We start from the raw sequence: 24,176 nt of genomic DNA on the forward strand, positions 1-24,176 counted from the left end.
TTAGGCTAAGTCAAACACTATTATTTTATTATTTCGTAAGAAGTTGTTATTTCTGCTGCCTTTGATAGCATTACTTGTGCAGAGCAATATTTAGTTTTTGATAATTCAATTGCTGTAACAAATTTATCTTCTGGCACATCTCCATAAACAATGTATTTAATATGAATCTTTGTGTATACCTTTGGATGTTCGTCTGCTCTATCTGCCTCGATTTCAATTCTAAAATCCCTATAGGGGACTTTCATTTTATCGAGGATTGAAATGACATCTTGTCCCGTGCAACCTGCAAGTCCCATTAGAAGAAGTTCCATAGGTCTTGGTCCTGCTTCGTGCCCATTGAATTTTTCAGGTCCATCCATAACAACCCAAGCATTTGAATTTGCCCTTGCAATTACAGTAAGTCCGTATGCTTGCTTTAATTCAACTTTTACTTTTTCTCCCATTTTTGCCTCCCAAAATTATTACTTTCAAGATTATAAATAAAAATAGAGGGAGTGTCAAGCACTCCCCTTTACAGTAATAACTAACGATATTTCTTTATAAGCCCAACTTTCTCGTTAAATTCCTTAATATACTCATCCCACTTTTTATAAGATTCGAGTCTTTCAATGAAGTAGTTTTCGTTATACCACTGCTCATTTAATTCTTCAACAGTTTTTCCTTGTTGTTCTACCCAGGTAAAATACTTGAGGTTATGCATTCTTTTCTTGTCGTAATAATTCATTTCAATCATCCAATCGGTTGTTATACCCATCAAGTATCTTTCAAAGTCTTTTGCTGCCTCGATTTCATTGTATTCTCCGTATTGCTCTCTTAACTCTTGGATTCTTGATTGATAAAGTTCCATAGAGTCAGTTGCAACAGTAAATATTACATCGTGCTCTGTCATTTCGTAGTACTTTGCCATTTTTATTGCACCGACAATATTTGCAATGGAAGAAATTCCAAGAAGATCAAGTTTATCAACGAATTCTTCTGCTAAGAACTTTTTTAGATATTTTCTTCCTTCAGGTTCATTAAATAGTCTCAAAAGATGCATCGTATATTCATCGTCAATATCAACTACCATATCGAGGTTTTTTACATCGATTATCCAAGGAACATGCTTATCGCCTATACCTTCAATCCTGTGACCACCGTATCCGTTGTAAAGAAGAGTTGGGCACTGAAGGGCTTCTCCTGCTCCGATTTTAATTTTTGGGAACTTTTGTCTTAAGTAATTCCCTGAGCCAAGCGTTCCACCAGACCCTTGAGTAAGGAATAATGCCGTAAATTTATCTCCTTCTCGTTTATTTTTCTCAAATACTTCTTCCATTGCAGGTCCTGTAATAGCATAGTGCCAAACAGGATTTCCAAACTCCTCAAACTGGTTAAGGACAACAACTTCATCAGGATATTTTTGTTTTAACTCTTTTGATTTGTCAAAAACTTCTTTTACGTTGCTTTCGACACCAGGTGTTGCATAAACCTCTGCGCCAATACTCTTAAGCCACTCAAATCTCTCTTTTGACATACCCTCAGGTAGTACGGCAATTGCCTTACAACCAAGAAGTGCTGAGTTAAATGCACCGCCTCTGCAGTAGTTTCCAGTTGATGGCCAGAGTGCCTTTTGTCTTGTTGGGTCAAATTCGCCACGAACAAGTTTCTCAACAAGAGGTCCAAATGTTGCACCAACTTTATGAGATCCAGTGGGGAAGAACTTACCCAAAAGTATAAAAATTCTTGCTTTAACACCTGTAAGTTCTTTTGGCAATTCAAGGTAATTTACACCATCAAAGCCACCACCAAACTTAACAGGCTCGTTTTTCCATGTAATCCTAAAGAGATTTCTCGGATGTAAGTCCCATAATCCTATGTTTTTTAGTTCCTGTTTTATTCCTTCGGGTATCTTCTCTGGATTTCTCATCTCTTCGTAGGTTGGGATAATAATGTTCTTTTCTCTTGCCCTCTCAATGGTCCTTTGAAGGACTTCTTCATTTACAACAAAATCCTTATCCATCTTTACCTCCTATTTTATTAGATTACTTAATTTAGAAACTTTTCTCTTATTTCTCATTTTATATGAAACTATCTCAAAATCAAAAACACTTTTTGCAAAAAGGATTGTCTCTTCTAAGTATGCGTTGAACTGTTTTGCTGAGTGTGAATCTGAACCTAAAACTACTTCTCTCCCACCTAAATTAACGTAGAGCTCAAGAATCTCTTTTGATGGATATGGCATAGAAAAACCTTGCCTAAATGCAGATGCATTGATTTCAATTACTTTTCCTTTTTCAATTACTCTTTTTAGGATCTCTGTAATTATGTCAATATACTTATCAATATGAAATTCGCCGTAATAGTTTTTACCATATCTTTTAATAACATCTAAGTGGCCTACGATATCGTAGTAATCTGTTTCAACAAGGCGTAAAACCTCTTCAAAATAACGCATGTAGGCTGTGTATTCATCAATATCTTTAAAATAATCGACTCCGTGAGGACCTGATATTGTGTATCCATCAATCCTATGCACAGAGCCGATTATGTAGTCAAATGGTTTAGTTAAAACCTCATTTTCTATTGAAGAATGTAGATTACTCTGATATGTTAATTCAGATGCAAAAAGAAGTTCAAACTTGTTATCTACAAAATCCTTTAATCTTTTATACTCTTCATAAGTCTCATTAAACTTATAATATCCAAAATCCTTATCAAATGGATCAAGGTCTATATGCTCGGAAAAGCCAAGATATGAGATATCTCGATCCATTGCCAAATTCACATAGTTTATAGGCTCTTCTTTTGAGTCCTTAGAAAACTTTGTGTGCACATGCAAATCTTCAACTATTTTCATAACTTTATATTTTATTCAAAATCACCAATTCTAAAAAATTTTTCGTTTATTCTTCTTACACCGTCTTCTCCAATCATTTCAATAATTAACTTTCTCAATTTCTCTTCAAGTTTCTTTTTCCTTGAAATATAGGTTGTACGAGGAATTCCTAATTCTCTTGCGATATTTGTAGGACTATCGTAGGGCATTCTCTTATACCTTAAATACCAATAGATTTCGTATTCTTTTGCATCTAATTTAAGAGATACTCTATCAAAAATTAAACCTAATTCGTTGTCTAATTGTTTCACATTTCCTCCAAATCGCTTATGCTAACCTCTTTTGCCCTTCTTTTAATTTCCTCTTTTACCAACCTATACATAGCCCTATTAACAATCCTTTTCATAACAAGAACAAACTCTTTCTCTTTAAGGCCTTTATAGTGCTTAAGGTTCTCATAATAGGCAAGAAAACCTTCCTGAAAGAGGTCTTCAATAGGAACACCAAAATTCTTACCATAGTAAATAGCAAGCATCCTTACATAATCCTTCAGTAAATCGAATTTATCGCTCATCCATCTAATACCTCCTATAAATTATACGAAAATATTTTCGCATTATATACTATGGCAAACGTGTCGAAAAATTTCAAAAAAATGTTAAAATAACCTGAAGGAGGCGTATTATGGAAAAATTCATAGAAGAAAACAAGAAAAAACTCATTGAAATCACTCAGCAGATTATAAGGGTGCCAAGTGTTGAAGGAACACATACAAGCGATGCACCATTTGGAGAAAATGTAAAAAAAGCACTTCTACTTGCACTTGAGATTTCTGAAGATCTCGGTTTTAGAACAGTTAATATTGACAATATCGTTGGATATGCAGAATTTGGTGACGGGAAAGATGTAATTAGTGTTCTTGGCCATCTTGATGTTGTGCCAGAGGGAAGTAATTGGATTTATCCACCATATGGTGCAGAAATCCACGACGGAAAAATTTATGGAAGGGGAGCCATAGATGATAAAGGCCCTACAATGGCAGCACTTTTTGGTGCTTATGCGCTAAAAGAAACTGGAGTAAAGTTGTCGAAAAGAGTAAGAATTGTTTTTGGAACAAACGAGGAAACAGGTTGGAAATGTATGGAACATTTTAAAAAAGTAGTGCATGATCCACTTATAGGCTTTACCCCTGATGCAGAATTTCCACTTATCAATAGGGAAAAGGGAATTTTAAATATAACACTTAGAAGAGATTTTGAAACCAAAAATGAAGAAGTAAAAATCATTGGTGGAAATCGACCAAACATGGTGCCAGATTATGCGAAAGCGGAATTTAAAGATGCCTTAAAGTTATTGAACCTTGATGAAGGAATTGAAGTAAAAGGAAATATTGTAGAAGCTCATGGGAAATCTGCACATGGAGCACTTCCAGAACAGGGAATAAATGCAATTGTAAAACTTGCAAATTCGATTTTGAGTGAAGTTAAACACAGAGAAACAAAAGAAGTACTTAACTTCATTGTAAATAAAGTTGGGAATGATGTATACGGCGGGCTTATGGGGATTGCAAATGAGGACACGCTTTCAGGAAAATTAACAATGAATTTAGGTGTAATAGAAATAAATGAATCTTTTGCAGAGTTAACTTTCAACATTAGATATCCAATCACTGATAACTTTGAAAGGATAGTTAACGGCTTTAATGAAGCAGGAAAAGATTACGGATTAAGGGTTTCCCAGTATAAAAATCAAAATCCTCTATATGTAAAAGAAGATTCAGAATTAGTTCAAACGCTTCTTAAAGTTTTCGAAGAAACTACTGGGAGAAAGGGTTATACCCTTGCCATAGGTGGTGGAACTTACGCAAGAGCAATGGATATGGGCGTTGCTTTTGGGCCTACATTTGAAGAAATGGAAAAGGTAGAACATATGGCAAACGAATATATTGAAATTGACAATTTAGTCAATTTAGCAAAAATTTATGGAAAAGCAATCTTTGAACTTGCAAAATAGCTTTGAAACAAAAGTAAAAGACTTTTCATTGGAAAAAACACTTAAATGTGGACAAACTTTCAGATTTTTCTTTGAAAATGGTTCTTATTACTATCCGTATAAGGAGAGCTTAATAAAGATAAGAGAAGAAATTTTTAAAGATGTAACAAAACTTAAAGTTGAAGTCTTTGGGAAGTACTTATCAGAGGAAGATTTTTATTCTATTTTTGGACTTTCACACGACGTAACTCGTATAAATCAGGAAATTATTAAAATTGCGCCAAATTTGAAAGAAGTAGTTGAATTTTCAAAAGGCATAAGGCTTATGAAAATGGAACCTTATGAAACCACAATTTCTTTTATATTTTCAATACAATCTCAGATACCAGTAATTACCTCAAGACTTAATAAACTTGCATATCTAACAAATAAGTCAATTGAAGTAGATGGCTTGATATTTTACCTCTTTCCAAGAAGAATGGATATGCTTGAACTTCCCTTAGATGCGATTAGTTCTTTAAGGCTGGGTTTCAGGGAAAAATTTTTCTTAAATCTAATTAAAAACTATACAGAAGAAGATCTTTATAAAATAAAAGATTTACCTTACGAAGAAAAAAAGAAATTTCTAGAATCAATTTTGGGAATTGGCGACAAGGTATCTGAATGCATAATACTTTTTGGCTATGGTGATTTAAGTGCCTTTCCTGTTGATACTTGGATAGTGAAGGGGCTTGAAAAATTTTTTGGAATCAAGGGTTCAATAAGAAAACTTACAGGATTCGGAAGAACAACCTTTGGAAATCTTTCAGGTTATGCGCAGCAATATATTTATTACTATATGCGTACTTTAATGCGGTAGTTGAAAATATTTAATATTGTAGTAAAATATAATTGGAACTCTGGGAGGTTCGTGTTAAACTTAGCGGATTGGGGCCAACACAATAGTCTTGGGGGTGGATGCACCAGAAGGTTTGAAGCCTTCGGGCTTCCCAGAAAAGTGCTTAAGCCCCCACTTGTCCTTCGGGACTCCAGAATCTGCTAAGTCACGGCCTACCTGGGGTTCCCTATATAAGGAGGTTATGGAATGAGTCTCACAATAGCAGTTTGGATTATTGCAATTTCCCTTCTTCTTGGTGTAGCAGGAACTTTCATATTTCTTCTTAATTTTCAAAGAGATTTAACAAGAACTCTTACAGAGGTTGAGATGACCCTAAAGACTATTGAAAGAAATATTGATATGCTTTCTGAAGAACTTAAAAAGACGCTTAGAAATACAACAGGCATAACTCAGGAGACAAAAAGTCTAATTAGAAACATAAACATGATAACTACTCTAAATGGATTTTTGCAACCTTTAGCTCAAATAGGCAAACAACAAAGCTTTCTAAGTCAAATTTTAAATATTGGAAAAATCGCTTTAGGTGTGATACAGGGTTATAATATGTACAAAAAATTTTTAGGAGGTAGAAATGAGCGAGAACAAAGTTGATTCATTTGTTGGTGGATTTTTAATCGGTGCTTTTGTGGGCTTTGTAGTTGGGTTACTTTATGCTCCCCAATCCGGTGATGAGACTCGAAGAATGATTAAAGAAAAGGGCATTGAAATAACAGAGAAGGCAAAAGAAAAAGGTGAAGAATTAAAGGAAACTGTTGCCCAAAAAGTTGAAGAAGTAAAAGAAAAGGGTAAAGAAATTTTAAAGAAAAAAGGTGTTGAAATTCAAGAAGAAGAAATCAAATAACCCTATTGAAAAATTTTTTGATTTCCTTATAATTTAACTTGCGTTGGGAAGTCGTCTAATGGTAGGACAGGGGACTCTGGATCCTCTAATGATGGTTCGAATCCATCCTTCCCAGCCAGGTGGCGTAGTAGAACAACGGTTAGTTCGGGGGGCTCTCAATCCCCAGATCAGGGTTCGACTCCCTGCTACGCTACCATTTTTTATTTCTAAAGAAAGGAATATAATTTAAATATGAAGGTTGCGATTGTAGGATTACCGCAAAGCGGAAAAACGACTCTCTTTAAAGCACTTGTAGGGCAAGAAATCCCTTTGAGCATTGAAAAAGAAAATATATCAGATGTAAAAATTTTTGATCCAAATATTGTTCTTCTTTCAAGTGTTTTTAAACCAAAGAAAACAACTTTTGCAACAATGACATTTGTGGATTTACCAGGTATTCCGTCAGGTATTGAACAAGCCAAAAGAAGAAATGAAATTCTTTCCTCAATTAGACAATTTGATGCACTTATAACTGTTGTCGATAATTTTAGCAAAGATGATGTTGAAACTGATCTAAAAATCTTTGAAAGCGATTTAATCCTTCTTGATCTTGATGTTGTTGAGAAAAGGCTTGAAAAACTCAAGAAGGAAAAATTAACACCCGATAAAGCTTTAGAACAAAAAACTCTTCAAAAATTTAAGGACGCACTTTACAATGAAGTTCCTTTAAGAAACCTTGATTTAACAGAGGAAGAAAAGTTATCCACAAAGTCTTTTGGACTTTTTACTCTAAAACCTACCTTGTTTGTTATCAATATTAATGAAGAAAAAATTCCAAAAAGAAGCGAAATAAAGGAGAACCTGCGACAGAAATTTAATTACAAAGAAACTGAGTTTGCAGTAATTCCTGTGTTGCTTGAGGAGGAGATTTCTAAATTGAGTAATGAAGATGAAAAAAGGGAATTTCTTAACTCTTATAATCTTGAAAAAGAGGCAATAAATGAAGTTTTAGATTTGACTATAATGAACTTACTTCATTTGAATGTCTTTTATACAGTTGGAGAGGACGAAGTAAGGGCATGGCTTTTTGAGGAGGGATTAAATGCCAAAAAAGTTGCAGGAAAGATACACTCTGATATTGAAAGAGGGTTTATAGCAGCGGAGGTCATCTCTTATGAGGATTTTAAGAGCGTTAATTTTTCCTTTAAGGAGGCAAAGGCGAAAGGGCTATTAAGAATTGAAGGTGCAAATTATATTGTAAAAAACAAAGAGATTGTCCATTTCAGGTTTAACGTATGAATAACATAAATATCTTCCTTTTAATTTCACTTCTGATATCTTTAACTTTTGCTTTTTATTTTTTCTACAGGATAAATGAGTTAAGTAAAAAAATTAAAAGACAAGAAATAATTTTAAACGGTGCTCAAAAACTTTCGCGGATGTTGTACGAACTTGAAGAACAAGAAAATTTTTTAAGAGAGATGTGGGATATACTTAAAACAGTTACAAATGCCGATGAATTCACTTACTTTAAATTTGATGGTATCGATACGCTTATTCCAGAGTATGTAGAGGGAATCTATAGAGATCAAATTTTGAAGACAAGATTGAAGTTAGGTGAAGGGTTCTCAGGTAAAGTTGCATTAGAAAAGACCCCAAAATACTTAAACAGTGCAAACAAAAGTAACATTGCAAAGCATATACCCGGAACACCAAATGAGGACTCTGCACTTCTTGCAGTACCGATAGTGTTTAACGATGAACTCTATGGAGTTATACTTCTTACAAAGCTTGGAAACAAAAAATTTAATGAAGAAGAGCTAAACAGGACAGAAACGCTTGTCAATATGGCAGCATCACTTATAGCAGAAATTCGGTTGGTAAATACAATAAAAAATAGTTTTATTGAGATGCTTAAAGTATTGATTACTGCTGTGGAATTAAAAGACACCTATACCGCAGGACACTCACTGAGAGTTTCAAAAATTGCAGAGATTATTGCAGAAAACATGGGACTGCCAGCCACTGAAATTGCAAGATGTAGAATTGGGGGACTTCTCCACGACATAGGAAAAATTGGTATAAAAGAGGATATTCTTAAAAATGGCACCCCCCTTACACCAGAGCTACGGGAGGATATCATTAAACATCCTGAGTTAGGATACAAATTAATTAAAAAGCTTAAAATACTTGAAAGTGTTGCAGAAACTGTGCTTTATCATCATGAATGGTTTAATGGTAAAGGCTATCCTTTTCGCTTAAAAGACAGTGAAATACCTATCTCAAGTAGAATTGTCCATGTAGCAGATGCAATTGATGCAATGGTATCTGGAAGACCTCATTCCAAAAGAAAAACTCTTAATGAAGCAATGGAAGAACTTATTAGGTTTAGTGGGATTCAATTTGACCCATTGGTTGTTAAAGTTGCGCTACAATCAAAAGAGGAGATTGAAAGTATTTTAAAAGAAGACATTAAAGAATCTATCTTAGATGACGAAAAACTTTTTGAAATTCTATAAGGTCATAGTAAGAGTTTTATCTTTATTTTTGCTACTAACATTAGTTTATATATTTATTGTTTTAATGATTAAAACAAACGAATTAGGATTTGTAAAAAGCTTTGTTGCTTTAGCTTTTTTAATTTCATTTACTTTCTTTGCTTTGCAACACATTTCATTAAAAGAGTTAGAAGGACTTGAATCAAAAGTTGAGAAGATGACAATTGAAAATAAAATTAAGGAAGATCTTCTTAAAAAATCAAACATTGAAGAAGTATTTGCAATTTTGAAAAACTATTTTAAAAATTTGAATTGCGTTCTTGAAGTTTTTATAAAAGATTAAAAATGAAGTCATACCTAAGAAAAATAGTGCGAATAAAAATATCAACCAAAGCGATCTTGAAGATGTTGTTAAATGCAAATTTGGAGATTTAAAGTGCATTTTCATAATTAAGAGTTTATCAAATAAAACGGATATGCATGAAGTAAAAAATAGTTTGGAGAATTTTCTCCCTCTCATTGAAACCTTAATTACATTAAAAGAAAACAGAGAAAATATTGAAAAGCAACAAAATTATTTGCTAAGAATAAACAATCTTATAGAGTATTCAATAAAAATTAGTAATACTTTAGTGCTTGAAGAGACATACATGTGGATTATCAAGGCATCGAGTGTCCTTTTTGGAGCAGATTCTGTAAGTATTCTTGACACTTCAAATGGTAAGGGGCTTTACAGATTCTTGGGTTCAAAAGGTTTGGACTTAGAAAAATTAACGGAAATTGAAAATAAGATAAATTCCCCATATTTTGGGAAGCATATTGATGCAATTGTGAAAACTGGAAAAATAAACTACATTCCAAATACCAATGAATTTCCAGGATGGGCAGTTACAAGCGAGAATTCAAAATCATGGTTGGGAATTCCTCTTTCAGACTTAGAAAATAACGTTTTTATTGTCATTAATATTGGTAAAGATATTCCAAATTATTACACAATAGATGATGTAAAATTTGCTGAAACTTTCCAAAAGACTGTAAACATAGCAATTGCTAAGAACCTGCTACTTGAAAGATACCGTATGGATTCAATAACAGATCCGCTTACAAAACTTTATAACAGAAGGGAATTTGAAAATAGGCTTTTATATGAGATTACACAGGCTCAACGATACCAAACGAAATTTACACTTCTCCTTATGGATCTTGACAGATTTAAAAGTCTAAACGATACATTTGGACATCTTGTTGGTGATACTTTTTTGAGAGAGTTTGCTGATGTTTTGAGAAATTCAATAAGAGCCTCTGATATCGCTTTTCGTATAGGAGGAGATGAGTTTGCAGCTATTTTAACACATGCAGATAAAATAAAAGCAGTACAAATAGCTAAGCGTATTAAAAGCAATCTTTCAAAGATTGACTTGGGAGTTTCTTTTAAACCAAGCGTTTCTATTGGTATTAAAGAATATAACAATGAAAGCCGTGATGAATTAATAATAGAATGCGATAGACTTCTCTATGTAGAAGAATTAAGAAGCCATGGATCATAATCTAATAGGAATATTAAAGGCAATTGCGGAATTAGAGGAGAGGCTTACAATTGAAGAAGCACTTTGGAAAATAACAAATTTAGCGTTCATTGTCTTTAACGCAGAATCAGCAACTATTATTGATGTCTCTCAAAAACCTTACCACTTTGTTGCTTTTAAAAATATTGATAACATTGCTGCAAGTGTACTTGAGAAACATTTGAGCGAAGGAAGCGTTGGCGGACATCTTGAAGTTATTAAAGATACTCAAAAGCCCCTTATAATTCCTGATACATCAAAATACGGTTTTTGGCTAAAAGTTGGTAAATATCCATTATCTTGGATTGGAATACCAATAATATTAGATAATAGAGTCAGTTATATTGTTAATATCGATAGCTATTCTCCAAACACTTACAATGAAGATTTTTGGGAAATTGCTCTTGTTTTTTCTGAATTAATTTCAAGCGCTGTTAAGAAAAATAAACTCGTTGAAGAATTTTTTAGAACTGCAACTCTTGATAAGCTGACTGAGGTGCAAACAAGGCAACAGCTGTATCATATTCTTAATAAAAATATTGATAGATACAGAAGATATGGAAGCAGGTTTTCATGTCTAATGCTTGACCTTGATAAGTTTAAGTATATAAACGATACCTTTGGACACGAAATAGGTGATAAGGCTCTTGTTGCTTTTTCCAAGGCGTTAAAAGAAAACCTAAGACAATATGACTACATCTTTAGATTTGGTGGAGACGAGTTTCTAATAAAACTTGAAGAAGCAGACGGAAAAGAGGCTTTTCAAATCGCAAAAAGACTAAGAGAGGCTATTCTATCCATAAACATTGACGGAAAAATCAATCTTTCAACATCAATTGGGATAAAAGAATACAAGGGAGAATCATTAGAAGATTTTCTTAAAAGCCTTGACAAAGCGCTATATCAAGCAAAGAAAACAGACACTGGTATAATGATTACTAACTAATCCACTCTAATGATTCCTCTTATAGTTATACTTTTAGTAGATTCATCCCAATCAACTTTAAAATTAAATGCCTCCCTAACAAACCTCAAAGGCACAAAAGTTCTTGAGTTTTCTATGAAAGGTGCGGTATCCATCGAAAGTTCATTTCCAAAAGATTTATATATATTACTTCCAATTTTTAAAATTATATTTCCATTGTCCAACAAAACTTCTTTTTTCTTTGGATCATATGAAACTTTAAAACCTACTGCTTCTCCTAAAAATCTAACAGGTACGAATGTTCGTGAATCTCTTATAATTGGGCTAACATCCATTGAATACCTTTCCCCATTTACAAAATATGACAAATCTTCGACTTTAAAAACAAGTGTATAAAATTTATAAAAATGCTTTATAATAACCTCATTTTCTGCGTTTGGTACAAAGTTGTCGTTAAAGATTGTTTTTTCTTTTCTTGTATTCCCAAGATTATTTTTTACAGTATATAAGACTTCCCTGCCTTCTTCCAACGGATTTTCTAAAATTAAATCTCCCATATTAAAGAGAGGATATCTAAATAATACTACACCAGAAGAATAAAGGTAAGCATTGAAAATTTCAAGTTCAGTATCTTTCAAAGAAATACCACTTGGATTTACGCCAACGAATGTTTCAAGATTTCCTTTCGTCAATGATTTAATCTTATTTGTGACAACTGTTACATAGTCTTCTTTCTCTTCAAGGCTTGAAAGGTAAATCATCGGAATCACAAAATCAAGAATTCCATTAAAGGTATCCCCAAAATAAGAGAAATTAACCTTTTGATATGCATATGTTTTTTTAATTGATGGAGAAGTTTCTATTGAGTCATACCTGTAGCCTCGTGAAACAAGAAATGCACCAAATTTGAGATTTGTCCTTTTTTGTGAGGCATAATTTTTTAACTCTATTGCTACATCTTTAAGAACACGTTCCCTCAAATTTACCCAATTTACAATATCCTTATCTTTTTTCTCATAAAGTATAAACATTGTTTTCCAATCAGCAGGTTTTATAAAGGTTTTGTAGGCAACACTTTTAACATAATCCATATCAATTCCGTTTGACTTTCCCAAAGACACAAACGAATTTGAGAAATCGTAACTTCCATTTGGGTATCGTATATAATCAAAAACGAGTCCATCGATATCAAATTTGAGGAGTTCTGAAATAAATAATTTTATATAATTCAAATAATTTTTTGAAAGAAGACTAATATAATAAGTATTTTTTTCATAGCCAAGGTTCCCCATTAAATCTTCTGGATGTTTTGTTCCATAATTCTTATCCATCATTACAGGAAAATACGCATAGACTTTTAGATTGTATTTTTGAGCGATTTCAATTATTTGTGGAAGTGTATCGGTTAAAACGGGGAAATTTTTTGACGGAAAAATAACTTGTCCTTCAGGTGTTTTTACTAAAATGAAAATTGTATTATAGCCATACTCACTTATTTCCTTTAGTGATTTTTCAATACCTCTCTTGTTTAAATCATCTGCTCTTATACAAAGTCCTTTTAACTTTGTAAGTGTAAGTACATTGGGAGTAAAAGAATTTGCATTTTTAACCAGAAGCTGCAGGACAATTATTAATATCAAAATTACAATAAAAACTTTTTTCATTCTACCTTCCTAAAAGGTGAAATGTAGCCTTCTTTACTTTAGTTGTGAAGATCCTATCAGAGGAGATAATTTTTGTTGCTATTAAAATCGCAATTGCAGAGAATAGTGTAAGATATAAAACTCCTATATATACAATTGATTTAGATCCAAAAAGTATTTTTTGCGAGGCAATAAATGGATACGAGAATGGTATAAGATAAACAAGAATTTTAAGAGGTATGCTCAAAGTGTCAATGTTGGTAAAAAGTGAAAGGAAATACGGGATCATTATGAGTATCATAAGAGGTGTCAAATACATCTGTGCTGATTTTGTGTCCTCTGCAAACACTGCAAGGATGCTTGCAAGAGCAAGCGAGGATAAAATTGTAAGAAACAGCAAAAGCCCTATGTAAAAATACTGCGTTGGTGTATAAACAAGGTTAAGTGCCTTAAGAATTGAAGAGCTTTGCGCAGTAGAAAATTGACCTTGGGAGATCCCGTTAAAGTAACTTCGCATCCCAACAAGATAAAATGCCGAAATAATCAAAGCCATAATAGAGGATGCAAGCATTTTGGAGAGCACTATATATGGACGTTTTACAGGAACTGTCATTAAAGTTTCCAGAGTCTTGTTTTCCTTTTCGCTTGCAATGAGACTCACGATCATTTGAGATGCAAAAATAATAACAAACGCAAGTATTATTGGAATAAATATTACTTGGGACATAAGTAAATTTGAGACCATTTCAGGCGATGCTTCGCTCTGTTTTCCATTTACTACAACATATTCTTTAAGCGCTATTGGGTTTTTTACTATCCTTGGATCAATATTTGTAAAATTCTTTATGTACATGTCAGAAAGAGTTTCAGAAATAGCAGAAACAACATTTTTTACTCTTGCAGGTTGCGAGACCGACATAACAGAAATTCCTTTAATAACGGAGTAAATCTTTATTTCAGGTTGTTTGAACGACTTAATATTTGATTCAAAACCTTGTGGAATTTCAATTATCACATCAATCTTCTTTGAGGTTGCATAGTTAATTGGATCGACAATACCTCCATAATATACTTCTGGTAATGCAACAGATTTTAAATTCTCAATAAATTGATTTGAAATAACGCTTTTATCGTAATCTACTACAAGCACGGGTTCAGGGTTTGTTGCCTTCTTAGTTTCTGTTTGTACAACGTTTCCTATCAAACCATAGAAAATTACGACTATCACCAATGGGACTAATAATTGTGGGGTAAGTATTTCTCGTATATCCTTCTTCAAAAGATTAAGAAGATTTTTCATTTTACAACCTCCATAAACACTTCTTCAAGGTTGGAAGCGTTGTATTTTTCTTTGAGTTGTTTTGAAGAGCCTATATCAAGTATTTTTCCTTTATCAATCAAAGCAACTCTATCAGAAAGATATTCAACTTCAAGCATATTGTGAGATGAGAGCAACACCGTTATACCATTTTTTACGAAGTCTTTTATTATGTTTCTTACCTCTATTGAATTTATCACATCAAGTCCAGATGTTGGTTCATCAAGAATTGCAAGCTTTGGGAGATGCATCAATGCTCTTGCTAAAAGAAGTTTCCTCGTCATACCTTTGCTGTATGTAGATACCTTATCTTTAATTCTATCACCAAGACTTGCAATACTTATACCTCTCTCTAAAATTTCGTCAAATTCTTTCTTATCACTTGCATAGAAACCTGCCATGAATTGAAGATACCCAAAACCTGTAAGCGTTTTGTAGGCACCTGCTTCCTCTGGAAGATAACTTATGATAGTTCTGATTTTTTCGTCATCTTTTCCCAACTCGTAACCAAAAATTTTTACATCTCCTGCATTTTTTCTTATAATCGTTGAAAGAATTCTTAAGGTAGTTGTTTTACCAGCACCATTTGGTCCAATAAGGCCGAATATTTCTCCTTCGTGGACTTCGAAACTGATGCCGTCAACTGCTTTAACATCTCCATAGTACTTTGTGAGATTTTGCACAGCAATAGCTTCCATAAATTACCTCCTTAAAAGCACTTATCTATTATAACATTTTTTTGCAAATTAAAAAACTTGTAATCCAAAAAATTTTTTTTATAATAATGCGATGGTTGAAAAATTTACACCTCACCGCGCCATAAGAAAAGTAAAAATAGACAGAAGCGAGATTATATTTGTAGCTATTTATACAATTATTTTGGAAATTTTATTTTACCTTTTAGTCCCTAAAATAACATATTTTTGGGGAAATTATACAAAAACCATACTAAATTTAAATTATTCGAGTATCATTGGAACGGAATATTTCAATTTATATGTTCTTGATACGATAGGCACATTTCCAAAATTCAGTTTCTCTTTCTTCAGTTTACTTATATCTACTGCCATACTTTTTGTGCTTCTTATTCAAAGACCACATATGATGAAGTATTTCCTTATTTATATTGACTCCGTAATTATTGTGTCTTCATTCTACTTCTTAATTTTCAAACAATTTTTTCCGTACACGCTTACAAAACTACTAGAGATGTTAACTTATATGCAGGCTTCAAATCTCATTCTATTTCCTATAGTTAGTGCTCTGTCTATAATATTCTTCAAAACAAAAATTTACAAAAAGATATTATTTATTACTTTTGTAGTTCTGTATGCCTTTTTGGTCGATACTGTAAGATATATAGTGTTTGTGTTTATAACAAAAAATCTCAGTTATATTTTCTCTCCTCTCTTCTTTTTTATTCTTGGACCATACTTTGACAGTTTATATTTTGTATCGTTTTTCTCCTTTTTTGTTTCATTGTCTTCAAAAGATAGCAATGGGGAGATGTTCGAATGGTAAACATAATAATCTTTATAAGTAAGGTTTATGCTTATGTTTTAATGTTCATACTTCTAATATACACGGTAAGGCATTACATCTTTAGCCTCAATAGAGTATTTGGTAAGCAAAGGATTAGCTATGGAGATATTATTGATTCCGATTTACCATTTGTTTCAGTTCTTATTCCAATGCATAACGAAGAGAAAGTAGCAAAAGATATATTAATTTCCCTAACTCTTTCGTCATATCCTAAGGACAAACTTGAAATTATCCCAATAGATGACAGTTCGGAAGATAATACAGCACGTATTCTTAAAGAGTTTGAGAGTAAATATGATTACATAAGACCACTTTACCGCAACTCCAATAGGAAAGGGAAAGCAGAAGCATTAAATGATGCTTTACGCTTTGCAACTGGTGATATAATTGTCGTTTTTGACGCAGATTATATACCAGGAAAAGGACTCATAAGAGAACTTGTAATAAACTTTATTGATCCTTCAGTTGGTGCAGTTATGGGAAGAGTTATACCACTAAATATATCTAAAAACATACTTACTAGATTAATAGACCTTGAGCGAATTGGTGGGTATCAGACAGACCAACAATCAAGATTTAATCTAAAGCTTATTCCTCAATATGGTGGCACAACTGGTGCATTTAGAAAAGAACCTGTAGTCCTTACTGGTGGTTTTAAAAACGAAATTCTTGCAGAAGACACAGAATTAACATTCAGACTATATCTCATGGGGTATAAAGTGATATACTCAAACAGAGCAGAATGCTATGAAGAGGTCCCAGAAAGTTGGATCGTGAGAGCAAGGCAAATAAGAAGATGGTCTTGTGGGCATAACCAAGTGATGTTTTTGTATGTTCCGAAGATCATCTTTTCGAATAAACTAACCATAAAAGAAAAGGTCGATGGTCTGCTTCTTTTGGGTGTGTATTTTCTCCCATTGCTACTTCTCATAGGTATTGTTAACTCTTTTATACTTTTCTTTTCGGGTGCTTATTTTCAATTCATCTTACAAAGTGTGGCTTCGGTTTCTATATTCCAGAGTTTTGGGAATTTTGCGCCATTTTTTGAAATCGCAGTTGGCACATATTTAGATGGAGTAACTCACAGAGTAAAATTACTACCTATTTTGGGAATCAATTTCTTCTTTGAAATGTGGTTTTCTTCTTTAGGATTTTTAGATGCTTTGAAATATATTATAAGTAAGAGAGAAATACATTGGCAAAAGACGGAGAGGTTTAGGGAATGATTTTTATAACGATTTTTATGATTTTAGTCTTCATCCCATTTTTAATTCCAATTTCAGAAATTGTAAGTAAAAGGGATATCTTACCAATAAATATAAATTTTTCATTTGTAAGAGACCCTCGATATTTTGGAAAATCGTTCCGTCACAAAATTGAATCACTTATTAGTAATGAAATATTAGAAGAACTAATAAAAGAAAACAAAAGACTATACCTTAAAAATGACGCAATTGAATTTTTTGAATCTCTTGAAACTCATGAAAATTTTGAAACAGAAAATATTATCTTCACCTTAAAAGATTTGTGTATTCAAAAAAATTCAAAACTTGGGGAAGTATACTCAAAAGGTCCAGTATATGTCGGTAAGAATTCAACTATAAGAGCTCTTGCGTCTGATTCAGATATTTTTCTTGAAGAAAGTGTTATCATAAAACGATGGATTGACTCTTTAAAAAGTATATTTGTTTCTAAAAACTGTAATTTAGGAGTAAGTGCAAGCGCAGAGGATACAATTTTATTATCTAACAACGTGCAGTTTGAAAGGCTTTATGCCAAAAATATATCGTCTTACAATACAAAAAGTGAAGAAGTTGAAAGAGAATCCTACATAATAGGGACGATAAAAGCAGATGAAGATATTGAAATAAAAGGGAGTATAGAAATTGTTGGCAATTTAATAGGTGAGGGAAAAATAAAACTCCACGACAATGTATCAGTAAAAGGAAATGTATTTTCACAAGATTCAATAGAAATGCAACGTGGTGTAAGGATAGGAGGCAAAAACAAAATTAAATCTGTAGTTGCAAATGGAGAAATCTATTTAGGTGAAGATGTAATAATCCATGGATATGTATCTTCAAAAAAAGGAAAAACAGTATGAGGAAGATTGCTGTAACTTTAATAATCATTGCAATATTGTTTGGCTTTGTTGGATTCAAAATATACCAATCTAAAGGAAAAAATGCCTACTACTCAATCATATTAGCATACAATCCAAAAGAAAGTTCCTATATAATTGATGCTTACAAAAGTGTGCTTGAAGAATTAAAAGTTCCATATTTACTTGAAAGTACTTATGACTTGTCTTCAGAAAATGGAAAAGAATTTGTTAAAATTCATAAAGCTATCATCTTTATGGATGGCGTTAATAAATACCTTCCCGAGGAGATTATTCCTTTTCTTAAAGATTTTATTAGAAATGGTGGCTCGGTTTTTGCATCATTTGATATAGGTGTAAAAACGATTGACGGTGTTTATAAAGATAAAGGAACACTTTCTTCGATTCTTGGAGTAAATAATATAAATTTTGGAAAGTACAAAGAAAAATCTTTTACAGAAGGGAATCTTATTATAAAGTCGCAAGAATCAGCAAAATTTTTGAATATTCCATCTTATAAATTGGAAAATGGTAAGTTTATTTCAGGGTATATGTACGGAAAGCTCACCTATCAGTGTCCAACTGTTGAAAAAGATGGAATAAATGATAGCGAAATTTTAGCCTATATTCAAACTTATGATGGAAAATTGCTTCCATCTATTACCTTAAGAAAATTGGGCGGCTATGTTATGTATGTTTCAATTCCTTTAGGATATTTGAAGGCATATTCTGATGATTTTCCGTTAAGAACATTTATTTCATTTTTCCTTTTCAAAATTGTTAAAGCACCACACATTTTAGGTACTCCTTATGGTATTCCTGGACTTATTGTAAATTTGCATATAGATTCAAATATTGACTATAAATCTATCCCATATCTTGAAGAAAAAGGTTTTTTAAATAAAGAAATTGAATATTCAATACATATTTGTGCTGGTGATTTTAGAGATTATCCTCAAGATAATTTAGGTTTCGATGCATGTGGAAAAGGAAGGGATTTAGTTATAAAGCTTTCAAAGTATGGAGTAATTGGAGATCACGGTGGATTTGCTCACAATTACTTTTCCTCTCTTCTTAACCAAAATTTGCTCACAAAAGATGAAATTAAAAACTTTATCGATAAAAATACTCAATGTCTTGAAAGCATTGTAAAGTACAAAATTAGGGAATACTCTGCGCCTAATGGGGTTCATCCCAGAGTTGTAACGAGCATTCTTGAGGAAGAAGGTTTTAACTCTTATTATTATACAGGTGACAATTCGTCGGTTCCAAATAGAACATTTCTTGCTGGATCAATGGTTTCAAAACAAGTCATCGCTTTTCCAATAACATCTTATAAGGAATATGCTTCTTTATACGAAATGTATAAAGGGAGAGTTCCAGAGACTGAAGTTGAAAACTTTTTAAAAGATTTGGTAAATTATGCTATACAAACTAAGACAATAAGACTCTTTTATTCACATCCTTATGATTTTCCACTGTATGAAAATGCCTTACTAAGTTTTACAAAATATGCAATTTCGCTTTCCAAAAGTAAAGAAATACAAATCAAACCTATGAGTTATTTTGCAGATTTCCTTCTAAATCTTTTTAATGCAAAGTTTGAGATTAATGTGGGGAAAAATTTAATCTATTTGAGTGGAAATTCTTTAAAAGGATTCGTTGTTGCATTGCCGAAAGAATTTATTATTAAAGGTGTTATAAGTGGTGTAAAAATTGAAAATGACGAAGATTATACATATATAAAAGTCTTAGATAGTTATAAAAGCCAAAAATTAGTAATACCTTTTGAATTCAAAAATTAATTTGCAAAAAATACCAAAAAATATAAAATTGTTTGAGGTGATAAAATGGATTTATTTGATAAATGTTATAACCCGAAAGAAAATAGCGCACTTTACGATGCAAAGGTTGCAGAAGAAAAGGGTCTTTATCCATACTTCTTACCCTTTGAAGGAACAGAAGGCACTGAAGTGCTATATAAAGGAAGAAAAATAATTATGCTTGGCTCAAATAACTATCTTGGACTCACGCACCATCCTAAGGTAAAAGAAGCCGCAAAAAAGGCCATTGATGAATATGGGACATCTGCAACTGGATCCAGATTCATGAATGGCACTTTGAAAATTCATAGGGATTTGGAAGATGCACTTTCAGAATTTTTAAATAAGGAAGCAGTGATAGTTTTCTCAACAGGATATCAAACAAATCTAGGTACAATCTCTGCACTTCTTTCCCCGAAAGACTATGCAATAATGGACAAAGAAGATCACGCTTCAATTGTTGATGGATGGAGTATGTCTCATGCAAAATTTGCAAGATTCAACCATAATGATGTTAAAAGTCTTGAGAATGTTTTATCAAAAATTCCAGATGATGCAGGAAAACTAATTGTTGTCGATGGTGTTTATTCAATGGCAGGAGATATTGCACCATTGCCAGAAATTGTTGAATTAAAAAATAAATATGGAGCCCGTTTAATGGTTGATGACGCACACTCGATTGGTGTATTAGGAAGAAATGGGCGTGGTACTGCAAACCACTTTAATCTTGGGAATGAAGTAGATCTTATAATGGGAACTTTTAGTAAATCATTTGCAAGTTTGGGTGGATTTATCGCAGGCGATAGAGAAGTCATTAATTATATTAAACATTATGCGAGACCTTTTATCTTTTCGGCAGCAATGACTCCTGCATCAGCTGCCGCAGCACTTGCAGCGCTTCAAATAATGCAGGAAGAACCAGAGCGTATTGAACATCTTTGGAATATTGCAAATAGGATGAGAAAAGGTCTTAAAGAGTTGGGGTTTGATATAGGCGCAAGCAATACACCGATAATTCCTGTTTATATAAGGGACAAATGGAAAACTGTTATGATGTGGAAGGAATTATTTGAACTTGGTGTTTATACAAATCCGGTTTTTCCTCCCGCAGTGCAACCAAACGACTCACTTCTTAGGACAAGCTATATTGCAACACATACAGAAGAACAAATTGACAAGGCACTTTCAATCTTTGAGAAAGCAGGTAAGAAGTTAGGGATAATATAAAAAGTAGAATAAACATCTAAAACTCTATTAATATAGAAGCATTTCTATTAATTTGATGTGTAAAAGCTTCTTTAAATCATAAGAAGGGGGCACCTTTTTTCACTTACCCCAAAATCAAAATCAATATTGGGGGAAGAATTGCGGGGGCGTTTTGGTCCCCCTCAAAATGGTTGTCATATCGAGCGAAGCGAGATATCTCCTCTGTTTATATTGGAGAGATTTACAAGTCTCCCCTTAAACTTCTCCAAAAGAGGAGATTTCTCAGTCGCTTGCGCTCCTTCGAAATGACAATTATTGAAAGAGAACAAATCCCCCATCAACCATTAGAAAGGTGGGTGCCCCCTTTCTAACTTACCCCCAAATCAAAGTTATTATTTGGGGGAGTATTGAGGGGGCGTTTTGGTGTCCCCTCAAAATATGGAGATTTCTCCTCACTACGTTCGTCGAAATGACTTTTTGTGTCATTCAGAAGCTAATTCTCATTTGTCATTCCGAAGTGGCAAAGCCACGAGGAATCTCCGAATTTCAATGAATTGATATACTTTTCTTTTTAAGCTCCTTAAAAAGAGATATTCTGCTAATTCCGTAGCGACAAATCAGTGGGATTAGAGGGGAAAACTTCCCCTCTCTGTTGTGATTTTATTTTTTATTTTCTTACAACTATATGAACAGCTTCTCCTAATGGGACTTTCACTGCTTCCATTACTGCTTCTGGAAGTGTTGGATGCGTGTGAATTGTATCTGCAACATCCTTCAACGTTAATTTATTCTTTATTGCCAAGGCAAGTTCTGATATCATTACTGAAGCTTCGGGTCCTATGATTTGTGCACCAATAATTTCCTTTGTGTCACTTCTTGCAACAACCTTAACAGTACCATCTGTTGCGTTCATTGAAACTGCTTTTCCATTTGCTGTAAACGGAAATTCTCCTGTTACAACATCAATTCCATGTGCCTTTGCCTCTTCTTCTGTTAAACCTACGGAAGCAATTTCTGGTGTTGTAAATATTGCCCAAGGCACAACTCGATAGTCCATCTTTGTATCATGTCCTGCAATAATTTCTGCAACGACTTCTCCTTCTTTCATTGCCTTATGAGCAAGAAGAAGACCACCTACAACATCTCCAATTGCGTAATGGTGTTCAATATTTGTTCTTAAATATTCATTAACTATTATTCTTCCTTTTTCGGTTTGAATGCCAACTTTTTCAAGGCCGATATTATCGGAATTAAGCTTCCTACCTATTGATACAAGTACCTTTTCTGTTTCAAGCACTTCGCCATTCCCCAGTGTTAGATAAACTTTATTATCTTTTACATCAATACTTTCAATCTTTTGTCCTAATTTAAACTCTATGCCTCTCTTTTGATATATCCTCTGTATCAGTGTTGTAAGTTTTTTATCCTTAAGAGTTGGAACAACCGTTTCCATCATTTCTACAACTGTTACTTGTGTTCCAAATGAGTTAAAGAATGTTGCAAATTCCATTCCTATTGCCCCAGCACCAACAATTATCATTTTTTTAGGATATTCAGTAAGCTCAAGTGCATCATCTGAAGTGAGAACATTTACATGGTCAATTTTAAAAGTAGGAATCATAGCAGGCTCAGAGCCTGTTGCGATAACTATATCTTTACCTTTATAAATTTCTTTGCCCTGTGCTGTTTCAATTTCAACGGTATTTCCGTCAATAAGATAGCCTCTTCCGTATTTAATTTCGACTTTTCTTGCTTTAAGAAGAAAGTCTACTCCTGAAACAAGTTTTTTAACAACCGTTTCTTTCCACACCTTTATTCCTTTTGGATCGAATGAAACGTGATTTACTGTAATGCCGAAGATTTTTGATTCATGTGCTTCCCTATATATATCGGAAGCTTTGAGTATCGCCTTTGTTGGGATGCACCCTCTATTGAGACATGTACCACCCAAGACTCTATTTTCTACTATCAAAACCTTTTTTCCTAAGTCTCCAAGCCTTATTGCTGATACATATCCTGCAGAGCCTGATCCAATTACAATAACATCAAATTCTTCCATTTTTCACCTCCAATAAATTATAATGGAAGGAAAGGAATTTCCTCTCCAAGTTTTTCTAAGAAATGATTTTTGGCTCCTTTTCTACAATTTCCGCAAACTCATCGTAAGTTAAAAGAGGAACTAAACTTTCGCTCTCATCAAATCCACGTGCAATAAAATCGTCCTTTAATGCGTAAAGTTCAACCTCGTCTTTAACCAAGGTTTTTATATCTTTTTCAACGGCAAACAGGATGCCATCTTGAATAAAAACTACTTTATCTTGAGGAAGAGCAATTTCTAACAATAAATGTGCAACTTGATAATCTGGAGATTTTTTATAACCCTTTCATCAAGCGTGTAGTTTGGTTTTAATTCAGCCATTTCTAAATACCTCCTTTTGTAAATATTTTTAACAAAAGGGGGCAAAAGCCCCCTTATTTAAGAATTTCAAAAACTACTTTGCGCCAAATTGCTCTAAAGCATCAAGGACTAGTCTGATGTAAGCAATTGATGGACCGCCGCCCATAAGACCTGCAACTTCTGCTGCCTCAAGGATCTCAGCCCTTGTTGCACCTGCCTCAATTGCATTTTTCACATGGAGAGCAATGCAGTAGGCACAGTGTGCTGCAATACCAAGTGCAATAGAAATAAGTTCTTTCTCTTTGGTTGAAAGTGCCCCTGGTTTCTCTGCTTCCTTGATAAGTCCCATTACAGCGTCAATGTAACCCTTGTCAAACTCTCCGAGTTGTTTAGCGGTTTTCATAAAATCTTCAACCATTTGTTTTGCGTCCATACGCAACCTCCCTTTAAAAATTTTTATTTATAATGTTTTCTTCCGTCGGGAAGAAAACCAGTAAAATTGTCTATCAGAAATATTTGTTCTAAATTCTTCTGTGCTAAAAAGCACCAATTCATTAAATTGTTCGTACTTAATCATTCTATTCACACTTATCATTATATACATATTTTAAAATTTTGCAATACTTTTTGAG

25 protein-coding genes, 2 tRNA genes and 1 pseudogene are annotated in these 24,176 nt (G+C 33.2%); 16 read left to right on the plus strand and 12 right to left on the minus strand.

Annotation, left to right across the window (positions count from 1 at the left end; translation table 11 throughout):
* Window positions 1-20: 20 nt before the first annotated feature.
* From ACMV0E_RS03845 to ACMV0E_RS03865, 5 genes are all read right to left on the minus strand, one after another.
* Window positions 21-443, minus strand: coding sequence for an OsmC family protein (locus ACMV0E_RS03845; protein ID WP_416085050.1), 423 nt, complete (start codon window positions 441-443; stop codon window positions 21-23).
* Between the two features lie 80 nt (window positions 444-523).
* A complete protein-coding gene (locus ACMV0E_RS03850; RefSeq protein ID WP_416085051.1) occupies window positions 524-1,999 on the minus strand; it encodes a PLP-dependent cysteine synthase family protein in 1,476 nt (491 codons plus the stop codon).
* A gap of 9 nt (window positions 2,000-2,008) precedes the next feature.
* On the minus strand, window positions 2,009-2,836 hold the full coding sequence (locus ACMV0E_RS03855; protein WP_416085052.1) for a histidinol-phosphatase HisJ family protein: 828 nt from the start codon (window positions 2,834-2,836) through the stop codon (window positions 2,009-2,011).
* An 11-nt stretch (window positions 2,837-2,847) separates the two neighbouring features.
* Window positions 2,848-3,126, minus strand: a complete 279-nt coding sequence (locus tag ACMV0E_RS03860; RefSeq protein WP_416085053.1) for a hypothetical protein — start codon at window positions 3,124-3,126, stop codon at window positions 2,848-2,850.
* Complete coding sequence (locus ACMV0E_RS03865; RefSeq protein ID WP_416085054.1) at window positions 3,123-3,389, minus strand: hypothetical protein; 267 nt, start codon at window positions 3,387-3,389, stop codon at window positions 3,123-3,125. The genes ACMV0E_RS03860 and ACMV0E_RS03865 overlap by 4 nt, the downstream gene beginning before the upstream one ends.
* A gap of 110 nt (window positions 3,390-3,499) precedes the next feature.
* Here ACMV0E_RS03865 and pepV point away from each other — a divergent pair, with 110 nt between their 5' ends.
* From pepV to ACMV0E_RS03920, 11 genes are all read left to right on the plus strand, one after another.
* Window positions 3,500-4,828 carry a dipeptidase PepV gene (gene pepV, locus ACMV0E_RS03870; protein WP_416085055.1) on the plus strand — a complete coding sequence of 443 codons (1,329 nt, stop codon included), beginning with the start codon at window positions 3,500-3,502 and terminating at the stop codon, window positions 4,826-4,828.
* Entirely contained in the window at window positions 4,797-5,666 is an 870-nt protein-coding gene (locus ACMV0E_RS03875) for a DNA-3-methyladenine glycosylase 2 (protein WP_416085056.1), read from the plus strand. Before pepV ends, ACMV0E_RS03875 begins: the two co-directional genes overlap by 32 nt.
* A gap of 225 nt (window positions 5,667-5,891) precedes the next feature.
* Window positions 5,892-6,296, plus strand: coding sequence for a DUF948 domain-containing protein (locus ACMV0E_RS03880; RefSeq protein ID WP_416085057.1), 405 nt, complete (start codon window positions 5,892-5,894; stop codon window positions 6,294-6,296).
* A complete protein-coding gene (locus ACMV0E_RS03885) occupies window positions 6,277-6,546 on the plus strand; it encodes a YtxH domain-containing protein (RefSeq protein ID WP_416085058.1) in 270 nt (89 codons plus the stop codon). The genes ACMV0E_RS03880 and ACMV0E_RS03885 overlap by 20 nt, the downstream gene beginning before the upstream one ends.
* A 44-nt stretch (window positions 6,547-6,590) precedes the next feature.
* A tRNA-Gln gene (locus ACMV0E_RS03890) sits at window positions 6,591-6,664 on the plus strand.
* Between the two features lie 3 nt (window positions 6,665-6,667).
* Window positions 6,668-6,742: transfer RNA gene (locus tag ACMV0E_RS03895), tRNA-Glu, on the plus strand.
* A gap of 35 nt (window positions 6,743-6,777) precedes the next feature.
* Complete coding sequence (locus ACMV0E_RS03900) at window positions 6,778-7,824, plus strand: DUF933 domain-containing protein (RefSeq protein ID WP_416085059.1); 1,047 nt, start codon at window positions 6,778-6,780, stop codon at window positions 7,822-7,824.
* Window positions 7,821-9,044, plus strand: a complete 1,224-nt coding sequence (locus ACMV0E_RS03905; RefSeq protein ID WP_416085060.1) for an HD domain-containing phosphohydrolase — start codon at window positions 7,821-7,823, stop codon at window positions 9,042-9,044. The genes ACMV0E_RS03900 and ACMV0E_RS03905 overlap by 4 nt, the downstream gene beginning before the upstream one ends.
* Before the next feature lie 64 nt (window positions 9,045-9,108).
* Window positions 9,109-9,366, plus strand: coding sequence for a hypothetical protein (locus tag ACMV0E_RS03910; protein ID WP_416085061.1), 258 nt, complete (start codon window positions 9,109-9,111; stop codon window positions 9,364-9,366).
* A gap of 133 nt (window positions 9,367-9,499) precedes the next feature.
* Window positions 9,500-10,570 carry a sensor domain-containing diguanylate cyclase gene (locus ACMV0E_RS03915; protein ID WP_416085062.1) on the plus strand — a complete coding sequence of 357 codons (1,071 nt, stop codon included), beginning with the start codon at window positions 9,500-9,502 and terminating at the stop codon, window positions 10,568-10,570.
* Window positions 10,560-11,534 carry a sensor domain-containing diguanylate cyclase gene (locus ACMV0E_RS03920; RefSeq protein WP_416085063.1) on the plus strand — a complete coding sequence of 325 codons (975 nt, stop codon included), beginning with the start codon at window positions 10,560-10,562 and terminating at the stop codon, window positions 11,532-11,534. The genes ACMV0E_RS03915 and ACMV0E_RS03920 overlap by 11 nt, the downstream gene beginning before the upstream one ends.
* Here the strand turns inward: ACMV0E_RS03920 and ACMV0E_RS03925 are convergent.
* The 3 genes from ACMV0E_RS03925 to ACMV0E_RS03935 are packed head-to-tail and all read right to left on the minus strand — an operon-like array spanning window position 11,531 to window position 15,172.
* Entirely contained in the window at window positions 11,531-13,177 is a 1,647-nt protein-coding gene (locus ACMV0E_RS03925; protein ID WP_416085064.1) for a stalk domain-containing protein, read from the minus strand. The two genes, ACMV0E_RS03920 and ACMV0E_RS03925, sit on opposite strands and share 4 nt — an antisense overlap.
* 1 nt (window position 13,178) lies before the next feature.
* Window positions 13,179-14,456: an ABC transporter permease gene (locus ACMV0E_RS03930; protein ID WP_416085065.1), complete on the minus strand. Its 1,278-nt coding sequence runs from the start codon at window positions 14,454-14,456 to the stop codon at window positions 13,179-13,181.
* On the minus strand, window positions 14,453-15,172 hold the full coding sequence (locus tag ACMV0E_RS03935) for an ABC transporter ATP-binding protein (RefSeq protein WP_416085066.1): 720 nt from the start codon (window positions 15,170-15,172) through the stop codon (window positions 14,453-14,455). The genes ACMV0E_RS03930 and ACMV0E_RS03935 overlap by 4 nt, the downstream gene beginning before the upstream one ends.
* A gap of 91 nt (window positions 15,173-15,263) precedes the next feature.
* On the opposite strand from ACMV0E_RS03935, the gene ACMV0E_RS03940 reads away from it, so the two are divergent.
* Genes ACMV0E_RS03940 through ACMV0E_RS03960 form a run of 5 tightly spaced genes read left to right on the plus strand, consistent with a single transcriptional unit; the run spans window position 15,264 to window position 21,167 of the window.
* Window positions 15,264-15,995: a hypothetical protein gene (locus ACMV0E_RS03940; RefSeq protein ID WP_416085067.1), complete on the plus strand. Its 732-nt coding sequence runs from the start codon at window positions 15,264-15,266 to the stop codon at window positions 15,993-15,995.
* On the plus strand, window positions 15,989-17,242 hold the full coding sequence (locus ACMV0E_RS03945; protein WP_416085068.1) for a glycosyltransferase family 2 protein: 1,254 nt from the start codon (window positions 15,989-15,991) through the stop codon (window positions 17,240-17,242). The genes ACMV0E_RS03940 and ACMV0E_RS03945 overlap by 7 nt, the downstream gene beginning before the upstream one ends.
* Entirely contained in the window at window positions 17,239-18,120 is an 882-nt protein-coding gene (locus tag ACMV0E_RS03950) for a bactofilin family protein (RefSeq protein WP_416085069.1), read from the plus strand. Before ACMV0E_RS03945 ends, ACMV0E_RS03950 begins: the two co-directional genes overlap by 4 nt.
* On the plus strand, window positions 18,117-19,922 hold the full coding sequence (locus ACMV0E_RS03955; protein ID WP_416085070.1) for a polysaccharide deacetylase family protein: 1,806 nt from the start codon (window positions 18,117-18,119) through the stop codon (window positions 19,920-19,922). Before ACMV0E_RS03950 ends, ACMV0E_RS03955 begins: the two co-directional genes overlap by 4 nt.
* A gap of 45 nt (window positions 19,923-19,967) precedes the next feature.
* A complete protein-coding gene (locus tag ACMV0E_RS03960) occupies window positions 19,968-21,167 on the plus strand; it encodes an aminotransferase class I/II-fold pyridoxal phosphate-dependent enzyme (protein WP_416085071.1) in 1,200 nt (399 codons plus the stop codon).
* 646 nt (window positions 21,168-21,813) lie between these two features.
* On the opposite strand, the gene lpdA is transcribed toward ACMV0E_RS03960, so the two are convergent.
* From lpdA to ACMV0E_RS03980, 4 genes and pseudogenes are all read right to left on the minus strand, one after another.
* Window positions 21,814-23,205, minus strand: coding sequence for a dihydrolipoyl dehydrogenase (gene lpdA / locus ACMV0E_RS03965; protein WP_416085072.1), 1,392 nt, complete (start codon window positions 23,203-23,205; stop codon window positions 21,814-21,816).
* A gap of 55 nt (window positions 23,206-23,260) precedes the next feature.
* Window positions 23,261-23,506 (minus strand): annotated as a pseudogene (tusB, locus tag ACMV0E_RS03970) (sulfurtransferase complex subunit TusB); the annotation flags it as partial.
* A 132-nt stretch (window positions 23,507-23,638) separates the two neighbouring features.
* Window positions 23,639-23,977 (minus strand): carboxymuconolactone decarboxylase family protein, encoded by a 339-nt coding sequence (locus ACMV0E_RS03975; RefSeq protein ID WP_416085073.1) that lies wholly within the window; start codon window positions 23,975-23,977, stop codon window positions 23,639-23,641.
* A gap of 27 nt (window positions 23,978-24,004) precedes the next feature.
* A complete protein-coding gene (locus tag ACMV0E_RS03980) occupies window positions 24,005-24,130 on the minus strand; it encodes a hypothetical protein (RefSeq protein WP_416085074.1) in 126 nt (41 codons plus the stop codon).
* Between the last annotated feature and the right edge of the window lie 46 nt (window positions 24,131-24,176).

Origin of the sequence: Caldisericum insulae (genome assembly GCF_047785965.1) — a bacterium.
GTDB classification, from domain to species: domain Bacteria; phylum Caldisericota; class Caldisericia; order Caldisericales; family Caldisericaceae; genus Caldisericum; species Caldisericum exile_A.